Origin of the sequence: Rhizobium sp. NFACC06-2 (assembly GCF_900101425.1) — a bacterium.
Classification (GTDB): domain Bacteria; phylum Pseudomonadota; class Alphaproteobacteria; order Rhizobiales; family Rhizobiaceae; genus Agrobacterium; species Agrobacterium leguminum.
The window spans coordinates 62029-82607 of sequence record NZ_FMVA01000017.1; the positions used below are offsets into that span (position 1 = coordinate 62029).

At 60.1% G+C, this 20579-nt stretch carries 20 protein-coding genes and 1 tRNA gene; 11 read left to right on the top strand and 10 right to left on the bottom strand.

The features are described from left to right. Positions 1-7 precede the first annotated feature (7 nt). The 4 genes from F3H58_RS22675 to F3H58_RS22695 all read right to left on the bottom strand — a co-directional run bounded on the left by F3H58_RS22675 (position 8) and on the right by F3H58_RS22695 (position 5006). Positions 8-820 carry a class I SAM-dependent methyltransferase gene (locus tag F3H58_RS22675; protein WP_149743896.1) on the bottom strand — a complete coding sequence of 271 codons (813 nt, stop codon included), beginning with the start codon at positions 818-820 and terminating at the stop codon, positions 8-10. A gap of 174 nt (positions 821-994) precedes the next feature. Then, a tRNA-Arg gene (locus F3H58_RS22680) sits at positions 995-1071 on the bottom strand. A gap of 217 nt (positions 1072-1288) precedes the next feature. Next, positions 1289-2707: an ATP-binding protein gene (locus F3H58_RS22690; protein ID WP_188129038.1), complete on the bottom strand. Its 1419-nt coding sequence runs from the start codon at positions 2705-2707 to the stop codon at positions 1289-1291. Between the two features lie 250 nt (positions 2708-2957). Beyond that, positions 2958-5006, bottom strand: a complete 2049-nt coding sequence (locus F3H58_RS22695; protein WP_149743865.1) for a methyl-accepting chemotaxis protein — start codon at positions 5004-5006, stop codon at positions 2958-2960. Between the two features lie 352 nt (positions 5007-5358). On the opposite strand from F3H58_RS22695, the gene rpmH reads away from it, so the two are divergent. From rpmH to yihA, 4 genes are read left to right on the top strand one after another with little or no spacing between them, the layout of a single operon-like run. Next, on the top strand, positions 5359-5496 hold the full coding sequence (gene rpmH / locus F3H58_RS22700; RefSeq protein ID WP_003493611.1) for a 50S ribosomal protein L34: 138 nt from the start codon (positions 5359-5361) through the stop codon (positions 5494-5496). Positions 5497-5532: 36 nt separating this feature from the next. Continuing rightward, positions 5533-5916, top strand: coding sequence for a ribonuclease P protein component (gene rnpA / locus F3H58_RS22705; RefSeq protein ID WP_149743866.1), 384 nt, complete (start codon positions 5533-5535; stop codon positions 5914-5916). After that, on the top strand, positions 5916-7718 hold the full coding sequence (gene yidC, locus F3H58_RS22710; RefSeq protein ID WP_149743867.1) for a membrane protein insertase YidC: 1803 nt from the start codon (positions 5916-5918) through the stop codon (positions 7716-7718). The genes rnpA and yidC overlap by 1 nt, the downstream gene beginning before the upstream one ends. Next, on the top strand, positions 7715-8368 hold the full coding sequence (gene yihA / locus F3H58_RS22715) for a ribosome biogenesis GTP-binding protein YihA/YsxC (RefSeq protein WP_149743868.1): 654 nt from the start codon (positions 7715-7717) through the stop codon (positions 8366-8368). Before yidC ends, yihA begins: the two co-directional genes overlap by 4 nt. Positions 8369-8380: 12 nt before the next feature. Here yihA and F3H58_RS22720 read toward each other — a convergent pair whose 3' ends face one another. Further along, complete coding sequence (locus F3H58_RS22720; RefSeq protein ID WP_149743869.1) at positions 8381-8758, bottom strand: hypothetical protein; 378 nt, start codon at positions 8756-8758, stop codon at positions 8381-8383. A 270-nt stretch (positions 8759-9028) separates the two neighbouring features. Between F3H58_RS22720 and argB the strand changes: the two genes are divergently transcribed. After that, entirely contained in the window at positions 9029-9913 is an 885-nt protein-coding gene (gene argB, locus F3H58_RS22725; protein WP_149743870.1) for an acetylglutamate kinase, read from the top strand. A gap of 46 nt (positions 9914-9959) precedes the next feature. On the opposite strand, the gene F3H58_RS22730 is transcribed toward argB, so the two are convergent. Then, positions 9960-10877, bottom strand: coding sequence for an EamA family transporter (locus tag F3H58_RS22730; RefSeq protein WP_137452434.1), 918 nt, complete (start codon positions 10875-10877; stop codon positions 9960-9962). Positions 10878-10983: 106 nt separating this feature from the next. Here F3H58_RS22730 and F3H58_RS22735 point away from each other — a divergent pair, with 106 nt between their 5' ends. Then, positions 10984-11697: a pyrimidine 5'-nucleotidase gene (locus F3H58_RS22735; RefSeq protein WP_149743871.1), complete on the top strand. Its 714-nt coding sequence runs from the start codon at positions 10984-10986 to the stop codon at positions 11695-11697. Positions 11698-11797: 100 nt separating this feature from the next. Continuing rightward, on the top strand, positions 11798-12415 hold the full coding sequence (locus F3H58_RS22740) for an EF-hand domain-containing protein (protein ID WP_035263941.1): 618 nt from the start codon (positions 11798-11800) through the stop codon (positions 12413-12415). A gap of 41 nt (positions 12416-12456) precedes the next feature. Here the strand turns inward: F3H58_RS22740 and F3H58_RS22745 are convergent, their stop codons facing one another. Together F3H58_RS22745 and F3H58_RS22750 are read right to left on the bottom strand one after the other, a co-directional pair. Further along, the gene (locus F3H58_RS22745; protein ID WP_003520040.1) at positions 12457-12714 is read right to left on the bottom strand and encodes a BQ00720 family protein; all 258 of its coding nucleotides are present in this window, start codon (positions 12712-12714) and stop codon (positions 12457-12459) included. 56 nt (positions 12715-12770) lie between these two features. Next, positions 12771-13196 carry an Hsp20 family protein gene (locus F3H58_RS22750; RefSeq protein ID WP_149743872.1) on the bottom strand — a complete coding sequence of 142 codons (426 nt, stop codon included), beginning with the start codon at positions 13194-13196 and terminating at the stop codon, positions 12771-12773. 206 nt (positions 13197-13402) lie between these two features. Here F3H58_RS22750 and F3H58_RS22755 point away from each other — a divergent pair, with 206 nt between their 5' ends. Continuing rightward, positions 13403-14347, top strand: coding sequence for a nucleoside hydrolase (locus tag F3H58_RS22755; protein ID WP_149743873.1), 945 nt, complete (start codon positions 13403-13405; stop codon positions 14345-14347). 69 nt (positions 14348-14416) lie between these two features. Here F3H58_RS22755 and F3H58_RS22760 read toward each other — a convergent pair whose 3' ends face one another. Next, entirely contained in the window at positions 14417-16744 is a 2328-nt protein-coding gene (locus tag F3H58_RS22760) for a methyl-accepting chemotaxis protein (RefSeq protein ID WP_149743874.1), read from the bottom strand. 168 nt (positions 16745-16912) lie between these two features. Then, complete coding sequence (locus tag F3H58_RS22765; protein ID WP_188129035.1) at positions 16913-17773, bottom strand: LOG family protein; 861 nt, start codon at positions 17771-17773, stop codon at positions 16913-16915. 143 nt (positions 17774-17916) lie between these two features. On the opposite strand from F3H58_RS22765, the gene dapD reads away from it, so the two are divergent. From dapD to F3H58_RS22780, 3 genes are read left to right on the top strand one after another with little or no spacing between them, the layout of a single operon-like run. Then, positions 17917-18771, top strand: coding sequence for a 2,3,4,5-tetrahydropyridine-2,6-dicarboxylate N-succinyltransferase (gene dapD / locus F3H58_RS22770; protein ID WP_149743876.1), 855 nt, complete (start codon positions 17917-17919; stop codon positions 18769-18771). A 15-nt stretch (positions 18772-18786) separates the two neighbouring features. Beyond that, complete coding sequence (dapE, locus tag F3H58_RS22775) at positions 18787-19983, top strand: succinyl-diaminopimelate desuccinylase (RefSeq protein ID WP_149743877.1); 1197 nt, start codon at positions 18787-18789, stop codon at positions 19981-19983. After that, a complete protein-coding gene (locus F3H58_RS22780; RefSeq protein ID WP_149743878.1) occupies positions 19967-20563 on the top strand; it encodes a hypothetical protein in 597 nt (198 codons plus the stop codon). The genes dapE and F3H58_RS22780 overlap by 17 nt, the downstream gene beginning before the upstream one ends. Positions 20564-20579 lie beyond the last annotated feature (16 nt).

The following is a 20579-nucleotide window of genomic DNA, read 5'->3' on the forward strand; positions in this document are numbered from 1 at the left end:
CGCCGGTTTAAACGGCGGCGAGAATCACATGCGCCTGAATTTTCGCGGTAACCGCGCCACCGCCATGCCGCGCTTCGATGGCCGTGGCGGCGCAATCTGTCGCGGTGTCGAGCCCTCCCGGTGCTCTCGCCTCAATTTCCGTCCGAAGCACGGTTCCCTGACAATAAGCCATTGCCGGAATGCGTGGCGAAGAGGCGCGGCTCTGCGCGGTCACCGTCTCAATCGTCACGCGGGAAAAACCGGCCTCCTCCAGCTCGCGGCGAATGAGTGCCGTGTCATGATAACCGTGCGGGGTACGGGCCATGAAGCGCGGCGGATCATCGGGGAACAGGCGCGCCAGGGCGTTCGTCACATCATCCGCGAAGTGATTTTCCTCGATGCGGTCCCATACATTGAATAGATAATGTCCGCCGGGCTTCAATACCCGCTTTGCCTCGCGATAGGCTGACAAGCGGTCGGTAAAAAACATCGCGCCGAACTGGCAGAAAACGAGATCGAACACAGCGTTTTCAAAAGGCAGCGTCTGAGCATCCACCTGCCGCCATTTTATGCGGCGATCCAGTGCCTGTTGCGACGCCGCAAAATCGAGCATCGGCTGGTTGAGGTCGGTTACCACATAGTTTGCCGCGGGCAATAATCGGGGAGCCAATTCGCGCGTGACGGCGCCGGTGCCTGCGGCGATTTCCAGAATATCAATTGGCATCAAGGCAGCCGCCCTGCGCGCCAGATCGGCGGCGAATGGCGCAAAAATCAGCGGCACCATATAGCGGTCGTAATTTTCCGGAATCGAACCCGCAAACACCTTGTCCGCTTCCAACATGGCTTTCACCCCGGGGACATCTGATGACGGGGTGACTTTAGCATATATTCGGGACGTTCGGAATTCACTCGGTCCTGCGGAGCGTCGAAGCATTCGCCTGAACGGACTTGCCGATATCAGCGATATCGCGCGTGAGAGCGATTGTTTCAGGACTTTATTTTATGGGAAGAGAAATGGCGCACCCGAAGAGATTCGAACTCCTGACCCCCAGATTCGTAGTCTGGTGCTCTATCCAGCTGAGCTACGGGTGCGTGCCGTTCCGGTCGTTTCCGGTGGCGTGGCGATCCTCTAAAACGTCCTCATTCCGAATGCAAGCGATTTCGCTTCGAAATTGTCATTTTTCCGCAGCAATTCATGTATCACATTGATTTTATTATAAATTCCATGCGGATCATTTTCCGCGGGCCAGATACCCTGTCCGTTTGGGCGGGGAGAATGATTGCGCGAAGCGGCTGCAAAGCAGGTTTTTCAGGCGGTTCTGGCCGCCTGTACGGAAGCGGCGCGGTCGGCGATCTCGATGCGGAACTGCGTGCCGGGACCGGGCTTTTCGACGAGCGCGATCGTGCCGCCATGGGCAAGCACGAGTTCGCGGGCAATGACCAGCCCGAGGCCCGTGCCGCCGGAGCGGGCCGAACCCCTGAAAGCGGAAAACAGGTTCTCCTTGGCCTTGCGTGGCATGCCCGGCCCATTGTCGTCGATGACGATGCTGACAACGCTGCCGGCCCTCTGAGCCGAGATGGAAAGATGCCGAAGCCCGGCATTCGCGGTATCGGATTGCAGGGCCTGAACCGCATTGCGACAGAGATTGTGGATGACCCGGAAAAGCTGCTCGGAATCCGCATCGACCGTGAGATCAGATGGCACGCTGTCCTGAAATTCGATGCCGCTGTCCGGATCGAGCGCCAGAATATCGCGCACATCCCGCACCAGGAGGCTCAACTGCACCATCTTGCGTTTCGGTGCGCCTTCGGTCGCCTGGCCATAGGCCAGAACCTCGCCGGTATAGGCCACGGCGCGGTCGATGGTGCGCAGCAGTTTCGGCGCAAAGCTCCTGACCATCGGATCCTTTGCGTCCACCAGACGGTCCGACATGAGCTGCGCGGAGGACAGGATGTTGCGCATGTCGTGATTGATCTTCGAGACCGCGAGGCCGAGATCCACGAGGTTCTTCTGCTGGCGCAGGGTCTTCTGCAGTTGGGTCTGCATGTCGGCGAGGTGGCGGCCGGCAACCGATAGTTCATCCGTTCCCTCATCAGGTACGAAAATCCGCTCGGGATTGCCCGGGTCCTCGGAGAAGTTCTGCATGCCGAGCGTCAGCCGGCGTATGGGCCGGATCATGATGCGGTTGATGGAGATGAAGATCAGGCCTGCGGTGATCAGCGACAGGACGATGGAAATCAGGAAAACGTTGCGGGCATAGGCAAGCATTGCCGCCCGCAGCTTGTTTTCGCCGAGCACCAGTTCGATGATCGTGTCGCTGTCGCCGACGACATCGAAAACGCGGATGACGCGGTTGCCGCCGAACAGTAGGGTGGAAAAGGCGTCCCGCACCGCCGCCACCTGCGAAACGTCGGAAAGGTCATATTGCTCATCGACGCCCGGCGGCGTTTCCGCCACGGCGAGCAGGCGTGAGGTGCCGTCCTTGCGCAGCGCGATCAGCTTCGCCCCGGTTGCCATCAGCGTGTCGTTCTGCACGCTTCGCGGCAGTTCAGCCTGCAGGCCGTCGATGACAGCGCCGGCGGCCGCGGCCGTATTCAGACGGTCGCGCAACCATGAAAGACGCATATTGGCGACGGAAGGCACGAAGATCAGCACTTCGGCGATCATCACGAAGATGACCGTCAGCAGCAGCAGCCGTCCCGAAAGACCGGCGGTCAATCCCGGCATGCAATGCACCGGATCGTCTTGCGTGCGGTCCAAGCTGTCTACGCCTTTAGAAAACACCGGGCCATGATCCTGTATGCGCGCCGCTGCTTACGTGGAACGGCTCGGTTTATATGCAGCGATGATAATAGGACCTAATGGATATTTTTCCAATGCGCTGCAAAATAAAGGTTTTCATTGCCGGAAAAACAAACGCCGCCCGGCAGGGGCGGCGTTCGAAGGTAAGCCGGTTTGGAAGCGGACCGCTGGTCGTCTAGAACTCCTGCCAGTCGCCATGTGCGGGTGCTGCCGCAGGCTGGGCATTGAGCGCGCGGCTGACGCTGTTCATCAATTTCCGGGCCGGAGACGCCACCGCCTGCGTCCTGCCGGAGACCGCCACCGGTCCGGCGGAGACCGTCATCGGCCTCACGGGCTGCTCGATGCGGGGGCTGCGCTGCACATTTTCCGCGCCGACATTGAAGCGCGCCACGAGCGTCACGAGATGGTCGGCCTCGCTGCTCAGCTTGTGGGTTGCAGCCGAGGTCTCCTCCACCATTGCGGCGTTGCGCTGCGTTACCTGGTCCATCTGATTGATGGCGGTATTCACCTCATGCAGGCCGGTGGACTGCTCCCTGGCGGCCGTGGCGATCGAATGGATGTGCTCGTTGATTGCCAGAACGCGGGTCTCGATCTCGCTCAGTGCGCCGCCGGTTCTCTGCACCAGCGATACGCCACGCCCGACCTCTTCGCCGGATTTGGTGATCAGCGCCTTGATGTCCTTCGCGGCCGTTGCGGATCGTTGCGCAAGTTCTCGCACTTCCTGAGCGACGACGGCAAATCCCTTGCCGGCTTCACCCGCACGGGCGGCTTCCACGCCGGCATTCAGCGCCAGCAGGTTGGTCTGGAATGCAATTTCGTCGATGACATTGATGATCTGGCTGATTTCGCGCGAGGCGTGCTCGATGCGATCCATGGCGGACACGGCATCGCGCACGACATTGGCGGACTCTTCCGTCTTCTGCTTTGTTTCGGCAACCATGGCGCTGGCTTCCTGCGCACGGTCGGTCGAATTGCGGACGACGGCGGTAATCTCATCCAGAGCGGCGGAGGTTTCCTCCAGCGCCGCGGCCTGCTGCTCGGTCCGCTTCGACAGGTCGTCGGCCGCCGAGCGCAATTCGTTCGCGTTACCGCTGATGCCTTCCGTGCTGCCGCGCACTTCCCGCATCGTCTCCCGCAGCTTGGTCAGCGTCTGGTTGACGTTCCCCTGGAGTTCGGCAAAGACGCCCCGGAACTCGCCATCCATTCTCTCCGTCAGATCGCCCCGCGCAAGGCTTTCGATGACGCGGCTGGTCTCGGATACGCCATTATGGACGCCGGTGAGGAGCGAATTGATGGTCGCGGCGAAACGATTGAGGTTGTCGTCGCCATAGTCCTTGTTGATGCGGCGGCTGAAATCGCCCTGGGCCGCAGCGTCGACGACGATGGCCATGCCGGCCTGCAGATCGTCGCTCTTGGCGCGCGTGGCGGCTTCCTGCGCATTCATGCGGCGCACTTCGCTGCCGTTTTTCTTGAAGACCTCGACGGCCGCAGCCATTTCGCCGATTTCGTCGTTGCGGCCGAGATAGGGGACGTCCGCGTCGAGATTTCCATCGGCCACGGCATTCATCACCTGCGAAACCCTGCGGATGGGTGCGCTGAGCTGCTGCGTTCCTATGTAGAGACCGAAGGCGGCTCCCGCGCCGACACCGGCAACCGTCACCGCGACGATCACCCAGAATATCGCGGTGCTGAAAGAATCTACTCCTGCCTTCACGACTTCGAGTTCGGCGAGGTCGTTTTTCACGACGCTGTCGATCTCCGCCTGATAGGCCTTGCGGTTGGCGCGGTTCGCCTCGTTATTGCCCTGCTGGCTGGCCGCCTGCGGCCCGTTTTCCTTCGCCAGCCGCACGGTCTCCAGACGGAAAGTGCGGAATTCCTTGGACCGGCCGACAAGCTTGTCGAAACTCGCCTGTTGTTCCGCCGGCACGAGCGGCGCCCAGCTGGCAATGAGCTTTTCCATGGCGTCGAGGTTTTTGACCATGCCGTCGGCAAAGGGGGTAGCTGCCGCCACATCGGCTGCCGCGTAGACACCGCGCGCCTCCATGACGACTGCCGTCACCAGGCGGTTGAGCGCCTCGCCCTTGTAGGCCCTTTCGGCCGCTTCCTCGAAGTGATGCGACCGAACCCAGAATTCGTTGATCGCATAGATGGACAGCCCGCCAATGGTACAGGCCACAAGGCTCATCAGCCCGACAAGTAGATTGATACGACCGCGAATTCTCAACTTCGTTCCCCCAACAAAAACCAGCCGCGCGATGAAAATGGGAAGCTGGCATAACTTTTTCGCGTCACAAGATTTATCAACGCCGCGTTAAGAAAGAATTTCAGATTTTATCGATTGCGCGCCGGAATCGGCCTCTCTCGGCAGTCGGCGAAGGAGATGGCGGTGCGTTTTCCGCAAAAGGTGAAGCGCGAAAACCCCTTCGGCAATTGACTTTGCTCGGCCTATGCCCTTATAAGCCGCGCACGCTCGGCCATTGAAAGCTCGCCCAGGCGGGGTTAGCCGTGCAAAAAACGAAACGCTCTTGCAAATTATTGCAAATTCAAGAAGGGCCGCACACCGCGGTATTAAATAAATGTCGAAGCGTACTTACCAACCGTCCAAGCTTGTCCGCAAGCGTCGCCATGGCTTCCGCGCCCGTATGGCTACCGCCGGCGGCCGCAAGGTTCTCGCAGCCCGCCGTGCGCGCGGCCGCGCTCGTCTTTCGGCTTAATTGCCGCCTCTGTGACCCGGTGAAAGTCGCGGGCACATGAGTAAGACAGGAAAACTGCCCGGCCGGCTTAAAAACCGGTCGGATTTCCTTGCCGTTCAGGCAGGAGAAAAACGGCGGGGAGGCACCTTTCTTCTGGAAGTGCTTGACCGGAAAGCCCCGGAAACCGAGCCTCGCGTCGGTTTTACCGTAACGAAAAGACAAGGCAACGCGGTAGAGCGAAATCGCATGCGCCGCCGTCTCAAGGAAGCCGTCAGGCTTTCTGCCGGATTCGCAATGAAGCCCGGTCATGACTATGTGATTGTCGCCCGCAGGGACGTGCTCGATGCGGCCTTCCCGAAACTTCAGTCTCTCCTTAACGAGCGAATTGAAGGAACGGCGAAACCGAAACGGTCCCAGGAGACCCGCTCCAGGAAAGAATGATGGAAAAGAACCGTAATTACTTCATCGCGATAGCCCTTTCGGTTGTCATCGTCCTCGCCTGGCAATTCCTTTACATGAATCCGCGTATCGAGCAGCAGCGCCGCGCCGAAGAGGCCCGCCAGGCGCAGCAGCAGACGACGCAGCAACAGCAGCAGGCGCCGGGCGCCGCACCAGGCGCTGCCGTTGAAGGCGCACCGCCCGCTTCCTCACCGCAGACTGCCGCCACGGCGACCCGCGAAGAGTCGATTGCAAGAACCCAGCGCGTGGCCATCGAGACCAACGCCATCGCCGGCTCGATCAACCTTACCGGCGCCCGCTTCGATGACATCCGGCTCAAGGACTACCATGAGACCGTCGATGACTCGAGTCCGATCATCACGCTGTTCTCGCCCTCCGACACCAAGGACGGCTACTTCACCGAACTCGGTTACGTTGCAGCACAGGAAGTCGGCGGCGTTCCCGGCCCGACCACCGTCTGGACGCTCGCAAGTGGCGACAAGCTGACGGAAACCACCCCGGTCACCCTCACCTACACCAATTCCAAGGGCGTGATTTTCTCCCGTACGGTTTCGATCGACGAGCATTACATGATCTCGGTCGCCGACAAGGTGGAGAACCCCGGACAGGCAGCGATCTCCTTCGCCACCTATGGCCGCGTGACGCGCAACAACAAGCCCGCAGTTCCCCCGGTCTTCGTCATCCATGAAGGTTTTCTCGGCGTTTCGGGCAAAGACGGCAGCCTGACGGAAGAAAAATACAAGGACGTCGAAGAAGCACCGGTAACGGTTGCCAAGGCGACCGGCGGCTGGCTCGGCATCACCGACAAATATTGGGCCGCGGCCATCGTTCCGCCGCAGACGACGCCGTTCGAAACCCGTTATTCGCACATCACCGGCAATCAGCCGAGCTATCAGGCCGATTTCAAGAGCGACCCGCTGACGGTCGAGCCCGGCCAGTCGATCGAGCTGAAGAGCCTCGTTTTCGCTGGTGCCAAGGAAGTGCCGCTGGTCGACCGTTACGAGACGACCTACGCCATTCCGAAGTTCGACCTTCTGATCGACTGGGGCTGGTTCTACTTCATCACCAAGCCGATGTTCAAACTGATGGATTTCTTCTTCCGTTATTTTGGTAATTTCGGCGTGGCGATCCTGCTCACCACCATCGTCGTCAAGGCTCTCTTCTTCCCGCTCGCCAGCAAGCAATATGCTTCCATGGCGAACATGAAGCGCGTGCAGCCGAAGATGGAAGAGCTGAAGGCCAAGCATGGCGATGACCGCATGGCCATGCAGCAGGCGATGATGCAGCTCTACAAGGAAGAGAAGATCAATCCTGTTGCCGGCTGCTGGCCGATGCTTTTGCAGATCCCGGTCTTCTTCGCGCTCTACAAGGTCATCTACGTCACCATCGAAATGCGGCATGCGCCGTTCTTCGGCTGGATTCACGACCTTTCCGCGCCGGACCCGACATCGCTGTTCAACCTCTTCGGCCTTCTGCCCTATGATGTGCCGCACTTCCTGATGATCGGTGTCTGGCCGCTTGTCATGGGCATCACCATGTTCCTGCAGATGCGCATGAACCCGACGCCGCCCGATCCGACGCAGGCGATGATCTTCAACTGGATGCCGCTGATCTTCACCTTCATGCTGGCCTCCTTCCCGGCCGGTCTGGTCATCTACTGGGCATGGAACAATACGCTCTCCATCACCCAGCAGGCCGTCATCATGAAGCGCCAGGGCGCCAAGATCGAGCTGTTCGATAACATCAAGGGGCTGTTCAAGCGAAAGCCGGTGCAATCGAAATGACCGAGACCGGCACGGCAACCGAAAAGCCCCTGTTCGGGCGACCTTGGATTTTCATTCGCGGCGTTCCCGCGATGAAATTTCTGCCGCCCGAAGGCCCGCCGGAGATTGCCTTCGCCGGCCGTTCGAATGTCGGCAAGTCCTCGCTCATCAATGCGCTGGTGGGCCACAAGGGGCTTGCCCGCACGTCCAATACGCCCGGACGCACGCAGGAACTGAACTATTTCGTTCCGGATGGTTATTCCGGCGAAGCGGGCGATCTGCCGCCGATGGCGCTGGTCGACATGCCCGGTTACGGTTATGCGCAGGCCCCGAAGGATCAGGTCGATGCCTGGACGAAGCTCGTCTTCGATTATCTGCGCGGGCGTGCGACGCTGAAGCGCGTTTACGTGCTGATCGATTCCCGCCACGGCGTGAAAAAGAACGACGAAGAGGTTCTGACCCTGCTCGACAAGGCGGCCGTTTCCTACCAGATCGTGCTGACGAAGACGGACAAGATCAAGGATGCCGGCGTTCCGCGGCTGATCGGCGAAACGCTGGAGAAAATCCGCAAGCGTCCCGCCGCCTATCCGGAAGTTCTCGCCACATCCTCGGAAAAATCATTCGGGCTGGATAGCCTGCGGGCCGAGATCGTCAGAACGATCTCTCTTTGAAAGACACGCCTCTCAGGCGATGGTGAAAAGCAGAACGGCGGTCCAGAGCATCGCCGTCAACGCCAGAAGGCGCCAGAAGCGCACGGAATGCCAGACCTCCGAAAGCATGGCTGCGAACATGCTGCCACCCCGTAGCGGCTGGCCCCTGAATGGCAGGCCGGAGCGGCTTGGGTCCCGTTCCAGCAGCGCGGCGACGGTCGCGTTTTCGCGATATTCGGTTTCCGCCAGATTGTCCCGCCAGCGCCTGACCATGGCTGCGAACTGGCGGTCGCGTTTGACGCGCTTGGCAAGCTCCGCCATGCTTTCCGGCGGCAGGGCACCCAGCACATATTCGCCCGCAAGGACTTCATCCCGCAAACCGCTTTGCTTGTCTCTATCGGGTGCCGTCATGGGTCTCTCGCTCCTCGGTCGTTCAGGTCAGCATCGCTCCCGCGGCGCGCGACATCCCATATCGCCCTGAATTAACCCCTCCCCTTTCCCCTACAAGGCTGGTCCCATTGGGCCTTTATGTCAATCGCATTACAGCGCTGGGACAGCCAAAAAAAAGAAATTTGACCGCTGCCGACACAATAAGGCCAGGAGGTTATTTCATCCGTCAAAGACTTGCTTTAGAGCGGTGACAGGCTTTCAACGGCCGCAACCACAGACCGAGGTTTTTAGATGACGTTTTCCGAAAGCGAAACTCAGGCGCGGCTGCTCGCACAGGCTCTGCCTTTCATGCAGAAATACGAGAACAAGACCATCGTGGTGAAATATGGCGGCCACGCCATGGGGGATTCCACGCTCGGCAAGGCTTTCGCGGAAGACATCGCCCTTTTGAAGCAATCGGGCATTAACCCCATCGTCGTACATGGCGGCGGCCCGCAGATCGGCGCGATGCTGACCAAGATGGGCATCGAATCGAAATTCGAGGGCGGACTGCGCGTCACTGACGCCAAGACGGTCGAGATCGTCGAAATGGTTCTGGCCGGCTCGATCAACAAGGAAATCGTCGCCCTCATCAACCAGACGGGCGAATGGGCCATCGGCCTGTGCGGCAAGGACGGCAACATGGTCTTTGCCGAAAAGGCTAAAAAGACCGTCATCGATCCCGACAGCAATATCGAACGTGTGCTCGATCTCGGCTTCGTCGGCGAAGTCACCGAAGTCGACCGCACCCTGCTAGACCTGCTCGCCAAGTCGGAAATGATCCCGGTCATCGCCCCGGTCGCGCCAGGCCGCGATGGTGCCACCTACAATATCAACGCCGATACCTTCGCCGGCGCGATTGCGGGTGCGCTTCACGCCTCGCGTCTGCTGTTTCTCACCGACGTTCCCGGCGTTCTCGACAAGAACAAGGAACTCATCAAGGAACTCACCGTCTCGCAGGCGCGTGCGCTCATCAAGGACGGCACGATTTCCGGCGGTATGATCCCGAAGGTCGAGACCTGCATCGACGCTATCAAGGCCGGTGTTCAGGGCGTGGTGATCCTCAACGGCAAGACGCCGCATTCCGTCCTTCTGGAAATCTTCACGGAAGGCGCCGGCACGCTCATCGTGCCCTGACGTGCTTCAGGTGGCGGACAGCGAGCCTGTTCGCCACATCGGGCATTCAGCCGAATGCCAGCAGCGACAGCACACCCACGACAATCAGCAGGCAGCCGGAGAGTTCGAGCCGGTTGATCTTCTCCTTGAAGAAAAGCACGGTCGAAGCGAAGGCGAAGAGCATCTCCACCTGCGCCAATGCCTTCACCACGGCGGCCTGTTGCAGGGTCATCGCCGTGAACCAGCCGAATGAGGCCGTGGCACCTACGAAACCGACCGCAAGCGACGGTTTCCACACCCTGGCGATCCGCCGCAACTCTTCCCGCTCGCGCCAGACGATCCACAGGAACATCGACACCGTCTGCATGACGATGACGACAACGAGGGTAAAGCCCGCCTGCATCATCGCGTCCGGGGCGGGAAGGCTCGGCGCAAGCGCGAGCGACGCCGACCGGTAGGCAACCGATGACAGGCCGAAGAAAGCCCCCGAGGCAAGGCCGATACCCGCTGTCCGGCTGAAGATCGACGTGAAGAAGGAAGCGGGCGTGACTTCCGTGCGCGCCACCGAAATAAGCATGACGCCGGCGACCGAGATGGCGATGGCCGCCAATGTGCCGCCATTGACGCTTTCCCCGATGAAAATAAGCGCAAACAGCGCCGCCTGCGCCGGCTCGGTGCGGGAATAGGCCGTTCCAACCGCAAAATTACGGAAGGAGAACAGGTGCACCAGCAGGAAGGTGGCGGCGATCTGCGCCATGGCGCCGACCGTCGCCCACACGGCGAAGGACATGTTCGGCACCGGCAGAGGGCGGCCGAGCCCGAAATGCAGAAAAGCAAGATAGGCGAGAGCGAAAGGCATGCCGAAAACGAAGCGCACGAAGGTCGCGCCCGTGGTGCCCATCATGCCCTTGAGGTGCTTTTGCAGGGTCGAGCGCAGGTTCTGCAAGAACGCGCTTGCGAAAGTGATGCCTATCCAGAGTTCCATGGCCTTGGCGGTATCATGCACCGGAGGCCGCAGCCAAGCCCGATTTTCTGATCAATCGTCGTCTTTTCGATTTTCTTCGGCCTTCGAAACGGGCATAAAGCAGCCCATGGACACAAAGCCGAAAAACCTGCCCGAAGCCGCCGATTTCGACCATGTGAGCGAATGGGTCTTCGATCTCGATAACACGCTCTATCCGCATCACATCAATCTGTTTTCGCAGATCGACCGTAACATGACGGCCTATGTGGCGGAGCTTTTGAAGCTCGATCCCGACGAGGCCCGGGCACTGCAGAAGCGCTATTATCATGACCATGGCACGACGCTTCAGGGGCTGATGATCCACTACGGCATCAGCCCGGACGAGTTTCTGGAACGCGCCCATGCCATCGATTATTCGGCGCTGAAGCCGCATCCGGAACTCGGCGAGGCAATCAAGGCTTTGCCGGGCCGCAAATTCATCCTTACCAACGGAAGCCTCAAACATGCGCAGGCGGCGGCCGGTGCGCTCGGTATTCTCGATCATTTCGAGGATATTTTCGATATCGTCGCCGCGGGCTATCTGCCGAAACCGGCCAGCGCGACCTATGAGAAGTTCGCGGCGCTTGCGAAACTCGACACGCAAAAAGCCGCCATGTTCGAGGATTTGCCGCGCAATCTCGCGGCGCCCAAGGCGCTCGGCATGAAGACCGTTCTGCTCGTCCCCGCCAATCTCGAGGGCATCATCATGGAACGCTGGGAAATCCCCGCCGCCACGGATGCGCATATCGACTACATCACCGACGACCTGACCGGCTTCCTGACGAAAACCATCGCAGGCTGAGCAGCGAACATTACCGAAGCTTCATCCACCTTACGGATGTTTAAGTGGTGGGGCCTGCGCGACGTCACTATCTTCTCTTCAGGGACACCAAAGAAAGGTAATGACGATGACCACACGAAAAATCGCCCTGTCTGCTCTTGGCGCAGCCCTTTTGATCGGCACGGCCGCGACGGCAAGCTTTGCCGCTCCGCCCGCTCCGGGCAAAGGCCATGGCGAGCGCATGCCGATCCGCCAGGAAGCGGCCTTCGTTCACCTGCTGAAGGTGGCCGACAGCAACAAGGACGGCAAGATTTCCAAGGAGGAATTCGCCGCCCGTCAGGACGCGCTCTTCACCGAGATCGACAAGGACAAGGACGGCTCGATCACGCCGAAGGAAATGCGTGAGTATCGTCAGGCGAAGATGGAAGCTTTCCGCGCCGCCAATCCGCGCCCCGAGCGTGAGGACGCCAAAGCCGAAGACGGCAAGGGCCCCGAGGGCAAGCGCGCCGAAAGACATGCCGAGCGCGAACATGGCGGCCGTTTCGGCCATCAGGGCTGGGGCAAGCATGGCGGCAAGGGCGCAGGTTTCGCGCTGATCCGCTGGGCCGATACCGACGAGAACGGTCAGGTCAGCAAGGCCGAATTCACCGCTGCCGGCGAAAAGATGTTCGAACGGCTGGACAAGAACAAGGACGGCGTCATCTCCATCGACGACATGCCGGACCGCCCGTTCCTTTAACCCGCTAAAGAAAAAGCCCGCTCAAAAGCGGGCTTTTTTCTTCAATGCAGGCTGACGGTCTGGAGATCGTCTTCGGCAGCCTTGAAAAACGTACTGGACCGGTTGTCCGTCAGGAGGATCGGCGTACCATCTGCACCGAACAGCGCCCAAAGGTCCAATTGCGGATCGAGATCGGGCGCTTCCGGGAAACAGCGGCTGACGTCTTCCGCGCGGATCTTGCGGATATATCCCACTTCTCCTTCGCCGATATGGGCGAGCTGGGATTGGGTGAGACGCGCATGCGCTTCTTTCAACAGCATATTTCAGCCTCCTTCTTCACGCCGAGCGATTCGTGTCGGATTCCGGCGTTCACGTTCTACTCTGAGACGGAAATATTAATTTTCTTCACCACGTTTGAAATTTCCGGCCGGACCAGATCGATGGAAAGCAGGCCGTTGCGCAGGCGCGCTTCCCTGACCTGCATGCCCTCGGCAAGCACGAACACCCGCTGGAACTGGCGGGCCGCGATGCCGCGATAGAGAAAATCGCGTTTCTCCTGTTCCTGCTGGCGCCCGCGAATGACGAGCTGGTTATCGGCCGTCGTCACATCCAGATCGTCCTGCGAAAAACCGGCAACCGCGATGGTGATGCGCAGGCGTTCCGGCACGTCGTCACCGCCCGGCAGGCGCTCGATATTATAGGGAGGATAGCCGTCATTGGCCTTCGCCATGCGCTCCAGCGTTTTTTCCATGGCATCAAAACCCAGCAAAAGCGGGTGGGTTAATGGCGTCATGCGGCTCATGTCTCTTTTGTCCTTGCAACCAAGCGACGTTTCGCGGTCCCGCTTCCGGCAACCTCGCCGGTCAATCGTACCGGCCCCTGCAATATGGGAAGCACAACCGCAATACGCAAGACGCGGCGACGAGCAAAGGGGACACCGGGGAATGAGGCTTGACAAGTGAGCACCCGCCGCTCGAAAAAAGCGCTCATCTCAACGGCGGGCAAGACATGGCAGAACGCAGAAAAATCATTATCGACACCGATCCGGGCCAGGACGACGCAGCGGCAATCATGCTCGCCTTCGCAAGCCCGGAGGAAATCGACATTCTCGGATTGTGCGCCGTCGCCGGCAACGTTCCGCTGAAGCTGACCAGCCGCAACATCCGCATCATCAGCGAATTGTGCGGCCGCACCGATATTCCCGTCTATGAGGGCGCCGAGAAGCCGCTGGTGCGCAAGCCCATCACCGCCGAGCACGTTCACGGCAGCACCGGCCTCGATGGCCCGGTTCTCGATGAGCCGACCATGGAAGCGCAAAAGCAGCATGCGGTCGATTTCATCATCGAAACGCTGATGCGGGAACCCGCCGGCACCGTAACGCTCTGCACGCTCGGCGCGCTGACCAATGTGGCGCTGGCGCTCCTGAAGGCGCCGGAAATCGCCGACCGCGTCAAGGAACTGGTGATGATGGGCGGCGGTTTCTTCGAGGGCGGCAACATCACCCCGGCGGCGGAATTCAACATCTATGTCGACCCGCAGGCCGCCGATATCGTCTTCCGCTCCGGCATGCCCATCGTCATGATGCCGCTCGATGTCACACATCAATTGCTGACGACCAAGGCGCGTGTCAGCCGCATTCGCGACATCGGCACGCGCCCTGCCATCGCCATGGCGGAAATGCTGGAGTTTTTCGAGCGTTTCGACATCGAGAAATACGGTTCTGACGGCGGTCCGCTGCATGATCCGAGCGTCATTGCCTATCTCATCAAGCCCGAACTGTTTAAGGGCCGCGAGTGCAATGTCGAGATCGAGGTCCATTCCGAGCTGACCATGGGCATGACCGTGGTGGACTGGTGGCGGGTGACTGACCGTCCCGCCAATGCCCGCGTGATGCGCAATGTGGATTCCGACGGCTTCTTCGAGTTGCTGACCGAACGTTTCGCACGGCTCTGATCCGGAAAGGAACAAAAAGGGCCGCTGGAAAAACCAGCGGCCCTTTTTATTTAAAGCGGGAATGGCGGATCAGAATTCTGTCCAGTCATCCTGCGCCAGTGCGTTTGCACCGCTGGTTCTCGGACGGGCACGGGGAGCCGAAGCGAGAGCCCTTGCCGGAGCAGCGGGCGCACGCATTGCTGCTGCCGTGGCGCGCAATTGCTGGCTTGAATGGCCACCGGAGACCACGAAACCGGCAACAAGCGATTTCAGGGTTTCGGCTTCGCTGTTCAGCGTCACGCTGGCCGCCGTGGTTTCCTCTACCATCGCGGCATTCTGCTGGGTGACCTGATCCATCTGCGTGACGGCGGAGTTGATTTCCTTCAGGCCCACCGCCTGCTCGCTGGCCGAGGCAGAGATCTGCCGTATCAGCTGGTTGATCTGAAGAACCTGATCGGCGATCTTTTTCATCGTGTCGCCGGCCTTGCCGACCAGCTGAACACCCTCGCCCACCTGCGTGGCCGAGGTGTTGATGAGGCCCTTGATCTCCTTGGCAGCAGTTGCGGAGCGCTGCGCGAGTTCGCGCACTTCCTGTGCGACAACGGCAAAGCCCTTGCCTGCATCACCCGCGCGGGCCGCTTCGACGCCGGCATTCAGCGCAAGAAGATTGGTCTGGAAGGCGATCTCGTCGATCACCCCGATGATACGGGAGATTTCCGCCGAAGATTGCGCAATGCCCTGCATGGAGTTGACGGCCTGCTGCACGACCTCGCCAGACTTACCGGCGTCGTCGCAGGCATGGCTGACGGCGCCGGCTGCCTCTGCGGCATTCTCCGCACTGGAATTGACCTGTGCGGTCAGCTCATTAAGTGCGGCAGCGGTTTCTTCGAGGCTGGCGGCCTGCTGTTCCGTGCGATGCGAGAGATCGCTAGCGGCGCGGGTGATCTCGCCGGTACCATTGCCGATGCTGACGACGGTTGCGTTGACGGTGGAAACCGTTTCCTCGAGGCTGGCGAGCGCCGAGTTGAAGTCCTCGCGCAGCTTCGCGTATTCGCCCGGGAACTCGTCCTGAATACGGTAGGTCAGGTTGCCCTGCGACAGAGCATTCAGACCCGAGCCTAAAACGCTGACAATGTGCTGCTGCATGCGGCTGTTTTCGTTGCGTTCGAACTCAGAGCGCTGGCGCTCCGTTTCGGCGTGACCGCGCTGGGCGGTGGCTTCGGCTTCCATTTCACGGATGCCGGCAAGCTTGGCACGGAAACCTTCAAGCGCTGTGGCAACCGAACCCGTTTCATCCTGACGGTCCTGACCGGAGACCGGCACATCGTAGCGACCGTCGCTCAAAGTCCTGACGTCGGTAACCAGCGATGCAAGCGGGTTGCGAACGAAATAACGGACTGCAAAATAAAGCGCTGCAATGACGGCGGCGAGAATGACGATCGCACCGATGATCATCAGATAGGTCTGCTCCTGAACCGGAGCATTCAAGGCTTGATGGGGAATATCGACAAGGACGACCCAGGTTGCGTTGAGACCAGGAACGGCGAATGGATAAACGAGACGGTTATATGGCGCGTCGGTATCGAGGCCAAGATTTTCGATGAGGCCCTGCTTGCCGGAGGCGAGCGCACTCTGGACGGTGCTTGCGCCTTCTCCGTCATAGGCCTTCATGTTCTGCTCAGGCGTCGGCGGCACCAGCCACTGGCCACCCTGCGAGACAAGGGTGACACGACCGGTTTCGAAAGGATGCAGCGCCTGCAGTTTCTGGGTGAGCGAGGCGAGCGAAATATCGACACCGGCCACACCGATCATCTTGCCATCCGACATGACGGGATAGGCAAGCGAGGTCATCGTGGTCGGCACTTCCGTGCCTTCAGCGAGGTAAGGCTGGGTAATTGCACCCTTGCCGGTCTTGGCGGCCAGCGCATACCACTCCGCCGCATAATCGTTCTTGAAGGTCGAGAACTGGATGTCGCCCTTCTGGGTCTTCGACCAGTAGGGCGCAAACGCGCCGTTTTCATTCGTACCGAGATCGAGCCTGCCCGCAATCTCCTTGCTCTGCCCATCAAAAAGGCCAAGCTGCTCACAGAACCAGCTGCCGAATGCAAAAGTATTCTGCTCGACGTTGGCCTTGAGGATGTTGACGATACCGGGACGATCCATCGATTTCGCCTGATGCGCCCGGCCGATGACGCCAGCCATGGAGCGCGCGGCGCTGCCGAGTTCGCCGACATCGGCGGCGATGACGTTGGCTATGGCGCGGGCTTCCGTATTGGCCTGATCCATGGTGAGCGCATGCACGCGCTCGCTGGTCTGGAAGATGAGGAAGGAATTGGATGCAACGAGAACCGTGGTGATGGCACAGCCGGTTACGAGGATCAGCTTGGTCGCAAGCGACTTCACTTTGAGATTGAACATTTCGGCCCCAAATGGAAATCGTCAACCCGAAAGAGCTGACGTCAACGGATGACAATCTCCGTCATGGAGGCCCGTCCGCGTGGGGACAGTGCGCTGCAGCGCGACGAGGCAAATTAGAATATTATCTGCTAATTAATTCCTAATGTTACTTTGTCGCGCCAGGCATCTTCAATGTTCGTAGTAGTCGGAAATGATTTTCCAGGCATCGTCTGCCGTTTCGGCAAAGTGCAGGAGATTCATATCTTCGGGAGCGATGGTGCCGAAATCCGCCAAGAACCCGAAATTGACGACGGATCGCCAGAACTTTTCTCCAAAAAGAATGAGAGGGATCGGGGCCATGCGCTTGGTCTGGATCAGTGTCAAAGCCTCGAAAAGCTCATCCAGCGTGCCAAAACCACCGGGGAAAACCACCACGGCCTTCGCCCGCATCAGGAAGTGCATTTTCCGGATGGCGAAATAGTGGAAGTTGAAGCTCAGTTCCGGCGTTACATAAGGGTTGGGCGCCTGCTCGTGTGGCAAAACGATATTGAGGCCGATGGAAGGGCCGCCGGCATCCATGGCGCCTCGGTTACCCGCCTCCATGACGCCGGGACCGCCGCCGGTGACCACGACATATTCCAGGTGACCGGATTTCGCACCGTAGTCGGTGCAAAGGCGGGCGAACTTTCGCGCTTCATCGTAATAAACTGAGGATTGCTCGAGATTGCGCTTCTGCGTTTCGTTGCGCGCCGCCCAGGCCTCTCCGCCCGGTTCGGGAATGCGGGCGCCGCCGAACATCACGACGGTGGAATTGATCCCGCGCTCGGTGAGCGCCATTTCCGTCTTCAGAAGTTCGAGCTGCAGCCGGACGGGGCGCAATTCCTCACGGCAGAGAAAGTCCGTATCCACATAGGCCAGCCGGTAAGACGGAGAATCCGACTGCGGCGTTTTGACAACGACCTCGGCCTGCTGCTTGTCCACAGCACTGCGCTTCAAGGGGTCCCATGCCCCGTCCTTGCGCCGCAACTTGCCGTTTTTCAGTCGTGTCATTTCCATGCCTTTCGTCTGACGCGCCAAATCACCCAAATCACATTGACGCCTTTCCAACACTCCCTTAGATCAAATGGCCAAAGCCTTCCAGCGGCGCGGGCCTTTCCGTGACCACACCACACGCGACATTCAAGGAATTTTCCATGAGCCTTACGGATCTCTCTTCCCTCGAAACCATCATCGAAACCGCCTTCGACAACCGCGATGGCGTGAATGTATCGACGAAGGGCGAGGTTCGCGACGCCGTGGACACATCTCTTCAACTTCTCGATAGCGGCAAGGCACGCGTGGCCGAAAAGCAGGCTGACGGAAACTGGAAGGTGAACCAGTGGCTGAAAAAGGCCGTGCTTCTCTCTTTCCGCCTGAACGACATGGAGATCGTCACCGGCGGACCGGGCGAATCCACCTGGTGGGACAAGGTGCCGTCGAAATTCGAGAATTGGGGTGAAAACCAGTTCCGCGCCGCCGGTTTCCGCGCCGTGCCGAACGCCGTCGTGCGCCGCTCCGCCTATGTCGCCAAGAACGTGGTCCTGATGCCTTCCTTCGTCAATCTCGGCGCCTATGTCGATGAAGGCACGATGGTCGACACCTGGGCGACCGTCGGCTCCTGCGCGCAGATCGGCAAGAATGTGCATCTGTCGGGCGGCGTCGGCATCGGCGGCGTTCTGGAGCCCCTGCAGGCGGGCCCGACGATCATCGAGGACAATTGCTTCATCGGTGCCCGTTCGGAAGTCGTCGAAGGCTGCATCGTGCGTGAAGGCGCCGTTCTCGGCATGGGCGTCTTCATCGGCAAGTCCACCAAGATCGTCGACCGCGCCACCGGTGAGATCACCTATGGCGAAGTGCCGCCCTATTCCGTCGTCGTTGCCGGCACCATGCCGGGCAAGCCTTTCCCGAACGGCGAGCCGGGCCCGAGCCTTTATTGCGCCGTCATCGTCAAGCGCGTCGATGAAAAGACCCGCTCCAAGACCGGCATCAATGAGCTTCTGCGCGACTGATATAAAGCGACTGCCATGACCACGACCGATCCCGTTGCCAATCTCGCCGCCCTCATCCGTTGCCCTTCGGTGACGCCTGCGGAAGGCGGCGCGCTTTCCCTGCTCGACACCCTGCTTTCACCGCTTGGTTTCCAGGTGGACAGGATGGTGGCGAGCGAGGCGGGAACGCCTGACGTGGAGAACCTTTACGCCCGGCTCGGCACCGAAGGTCCGCATCTAATGTTTGCCGGCCATACGGATGTCGTTCCGGTGGGCGACGAGGCCGCATGGAGCCATCCGCCGTTTGCGGCTGAAATCGCCGGCGGCGAAATGTTCGGTCGCGGTGCAGTGGACATGAAGGGTGGCATCGCCTGTTTCGTTGCCGCCATTGCCCGCCATATTGAAAAACACGGCAAACCGCAGGGCTCCGTTTCCTTCCTGATTACAGGCGATGAGGAAGGCCCGTCGATCAACGGCACCTCCAAGCTGCTGGAATGGGCGGCCGCCAAGGGCGAGACATGGGATGCCTGCGTGGTGGGCGAGCCGACCAATCCCGACCAGCTTGGCGACATGATCAAGATCGGCCGCCGGGGATCGCTTTCCGGCCGCATCACGGTTCATGGCGTGCAGGGCCATGCCGCCTATCCGCATCTCGCCGACAACCCCATTCGCGGTCTGCTGCAACTGACCCATGCGCTAATGCATCCGCCCTTCGATCATGGCACCGACAATTTCCAGCCCTCCAATCTGGAAGTAACGACCGTCGATACCGGCAATGCCGCCACCAATGTCATCCCGGCGCGGGCGACGGCGGCCTTCAACATTCGTTTCAACGATAGCTGGACGGCAGAGAGCCTGCGGGCGGAAATCATCCGCCGCCTCGATGCCGCCGCAGCCGAAGGCGAGCTTCGCCCCGACCGGGCTCCGGTCAAATATGAGATCGTCTGGGCGGACCGTCCGAGCCATGTCTTCCTGACCCGCAACAATGCGCTCATCTCGTCACTGTCAGACGCGGTTGAAGCCGTAACCGGCAAGGAGCCGAAGCTTTCGACCACCGGCGGCACCTCGGATGCGCGCTTCATCAAGGATTATTGCCCTGTCGTGGAGTTCGGTCTCGTCGGACAGACCATGCATATGGTCGATGAGCGCGTGGCAGTTGCCGATCTCGAGACGCTGACGCGCATTTACGAGACCTTTATCGAACGCTGGTTCGCCCATGCCGACGGCAAGTGAAGTCAGGCTCTATCTGACAGGCCTGTGGCTTCTGCTGCTCGGCGATCACAATGGCGCGCGGTATCTCGATCTCTCCGAGCGCGGCATGTGGCGATCCTTCTATTCGGCGCTGTGGTGCCTGCCGGCCATGCTGGTTTCCTGGCTGTGGCTGCGCGCCGCCTTTCTCGCCAGCTATCCGCCCGGAACCGGAACAGGCTTTATCTTCTTCTTCCGCCTGGCCATGGTCGAGGCCATCTGCTGGATCGTGCCGCTGCTGTTGATCGGCATGCTGCTCTACGCCTTTGGCGCCCGGGAAAAATTCGCACCGCTCGTCACCACAATGAACTGGCTGTCGCTGCCCTTTTCCTATGCCTATGCCGTCCTGATCCTGATCGCATTCTTTCTGCCGCCGCTGCAGGGGCTGATCGCCATTCTCTGGCTGGCACTGCTTCTGTCGCTGGTCTTCGCCTTTTCGCGGATCGTCAGATTTTTCATCCGCGACCAGTCGCTGCTCGTTTCGGCAATCGTCATGACGCTGCTGGTGCCCGCCATGTTGCTGTCGGAAGCATTGCAGCGTTTTCTCGGCGTCTACCCCGCCTGAGAGGCGGCGGGCTTTC

Excerpts from the sequence above, each read along its gene's own strand:
- rpmH (WP_003493611.1), top strand. The coding sequence starts at position 5,359 with ATGTCGAAGCGTACTTACCAACCGTCCAAGCTTGTCCGCAAGCGTCGC.
- F3H58_RS22740 (WP_035263941.1), top strand. The coding sequence starts at position 11,798 with ATGACGATGACCACACGAAAAATCGCCCTGTCTGCTCTTGGCGCAGCC.
- F3H58_RS22735 (WP_149743871.1), top strand. The coding sequence starts at position 10,984 with ATGGACACAAAGCCGAAAAACCTGCCCGAAGCCGCCGATTTCGACCAT.
- F3H58_RS22730 (WP_137452434.1), bottom strand. The coding sequence starts at position 10,877 with ATGGAACTCTGGATAGGCATCACTTTCGCAAGCGCGTTCTTGCAGAAC.
- F3H58_RS22720 (WP_149743869.1), bottom strand. The coding sequence starts at position 8,758 with ATGACGGCACCCGATAGAGACAAGCAAAGCGGTTTGCGGGATGAAGTC.
- F3H58_RS22760 (WP_149743874.1), bottom strand. The coding sequence starts at position 16,744 with ATGTTCAATCTCAAAGTGAAGTCGCTTGCGACCAAGCTGATCCTCGTA.
- dapE (WP_149743877.1), top strand. The coding sequence starts at position 18,787 with ATGACCACGACCGATCCCGTTGCCAATCTCGCCGCCCTCATCCGTTGC.
- yihA (WP_149743868.1), top strand. The coding sequence starts at position 7,715 with ATGACCGAGACCGGCACGGCAACCGAAAAGCCCCTGTTCGGGCGACCT.
- dapD (WP_149743876.1), top strand. The coding sequence starts at position 17,917 with ATGAGCCTTACGGATCTCTCTTCCCTCGAAACCATCATCGAAACCGCC.
- F3H58_RS22750 (WP_149743872.1), bottom strand. The coding sequence starts at position 13,196 with ATGAGCCGCATGACGCCATTAACCCACCCGCTTTTGCTGGGTTTTGAT.
- F3H58_RS22745 (WP_003520040.1), bottom strand. The coding sequence starts at position 12,714 with ATGCTGTTGAAAGAAGCGCATGCGCGTCTCACCCAATCCCAGCTCGCC.
- F3H58_RS22690 (WP_188129038.1), bottom strand. The coding sequence starts at position 2,707 with ATGCCGGGATTGACCGCCGGTCTTTCGGGACGGCTGCTGCTGCTGACG.
- yidC (WP_149743867.1), top strand. The coding sequence starts at position 5,916 with ATGGAAAAGAACCGTAATTACTTCATCGCGATAGCCCTTTCGGTTGTC.
- rnpA (WP_149743866.1), top strand. The coding sequence starts at position 5,533 with ATGAGTAAGACAGGAAAACTGCCCGGCCGGCTTAAAAACCGGTCGGAT.
- F3H58_RS22765 (WP_188129035.1), bottom strand. The coding sequence starts at position 17,773 with ATGACACGACTGAAAAACGGCAAGTTGCGGCGCAAGGACGGGGCATGG.
- argB (WP_149743870.1), top strand. The coding sequence starts at position 9,029 with ATGACGTTTTCCGAAAGCGAAACTCAGGCGCGGCTGCTCGCACAGGCT.
- F3H58_RS22755 (WP_149743873.1), top strand. The coding sequence starts at position 13,403 with ATGGCAGAACGCAGAAAAATCATTATCGACACCGATCCGGGCCAGGAC.
- F3H58_RS22675 (WP_149743896.1), bottom strand. The coding sequence starts at position 820 with ATGTTGGAAGCGGACAAGGTGTTTGCGGGTTCGATTCCGGAAAATTAC.
- F3H58_RS22780 (WP_149743878.1), top strand. The coding sequence starts at position 19,967 with ATGCCGACGGCAAGTGAAGTCAGGCTCTATCTGACAGGCCTGTGGCTT.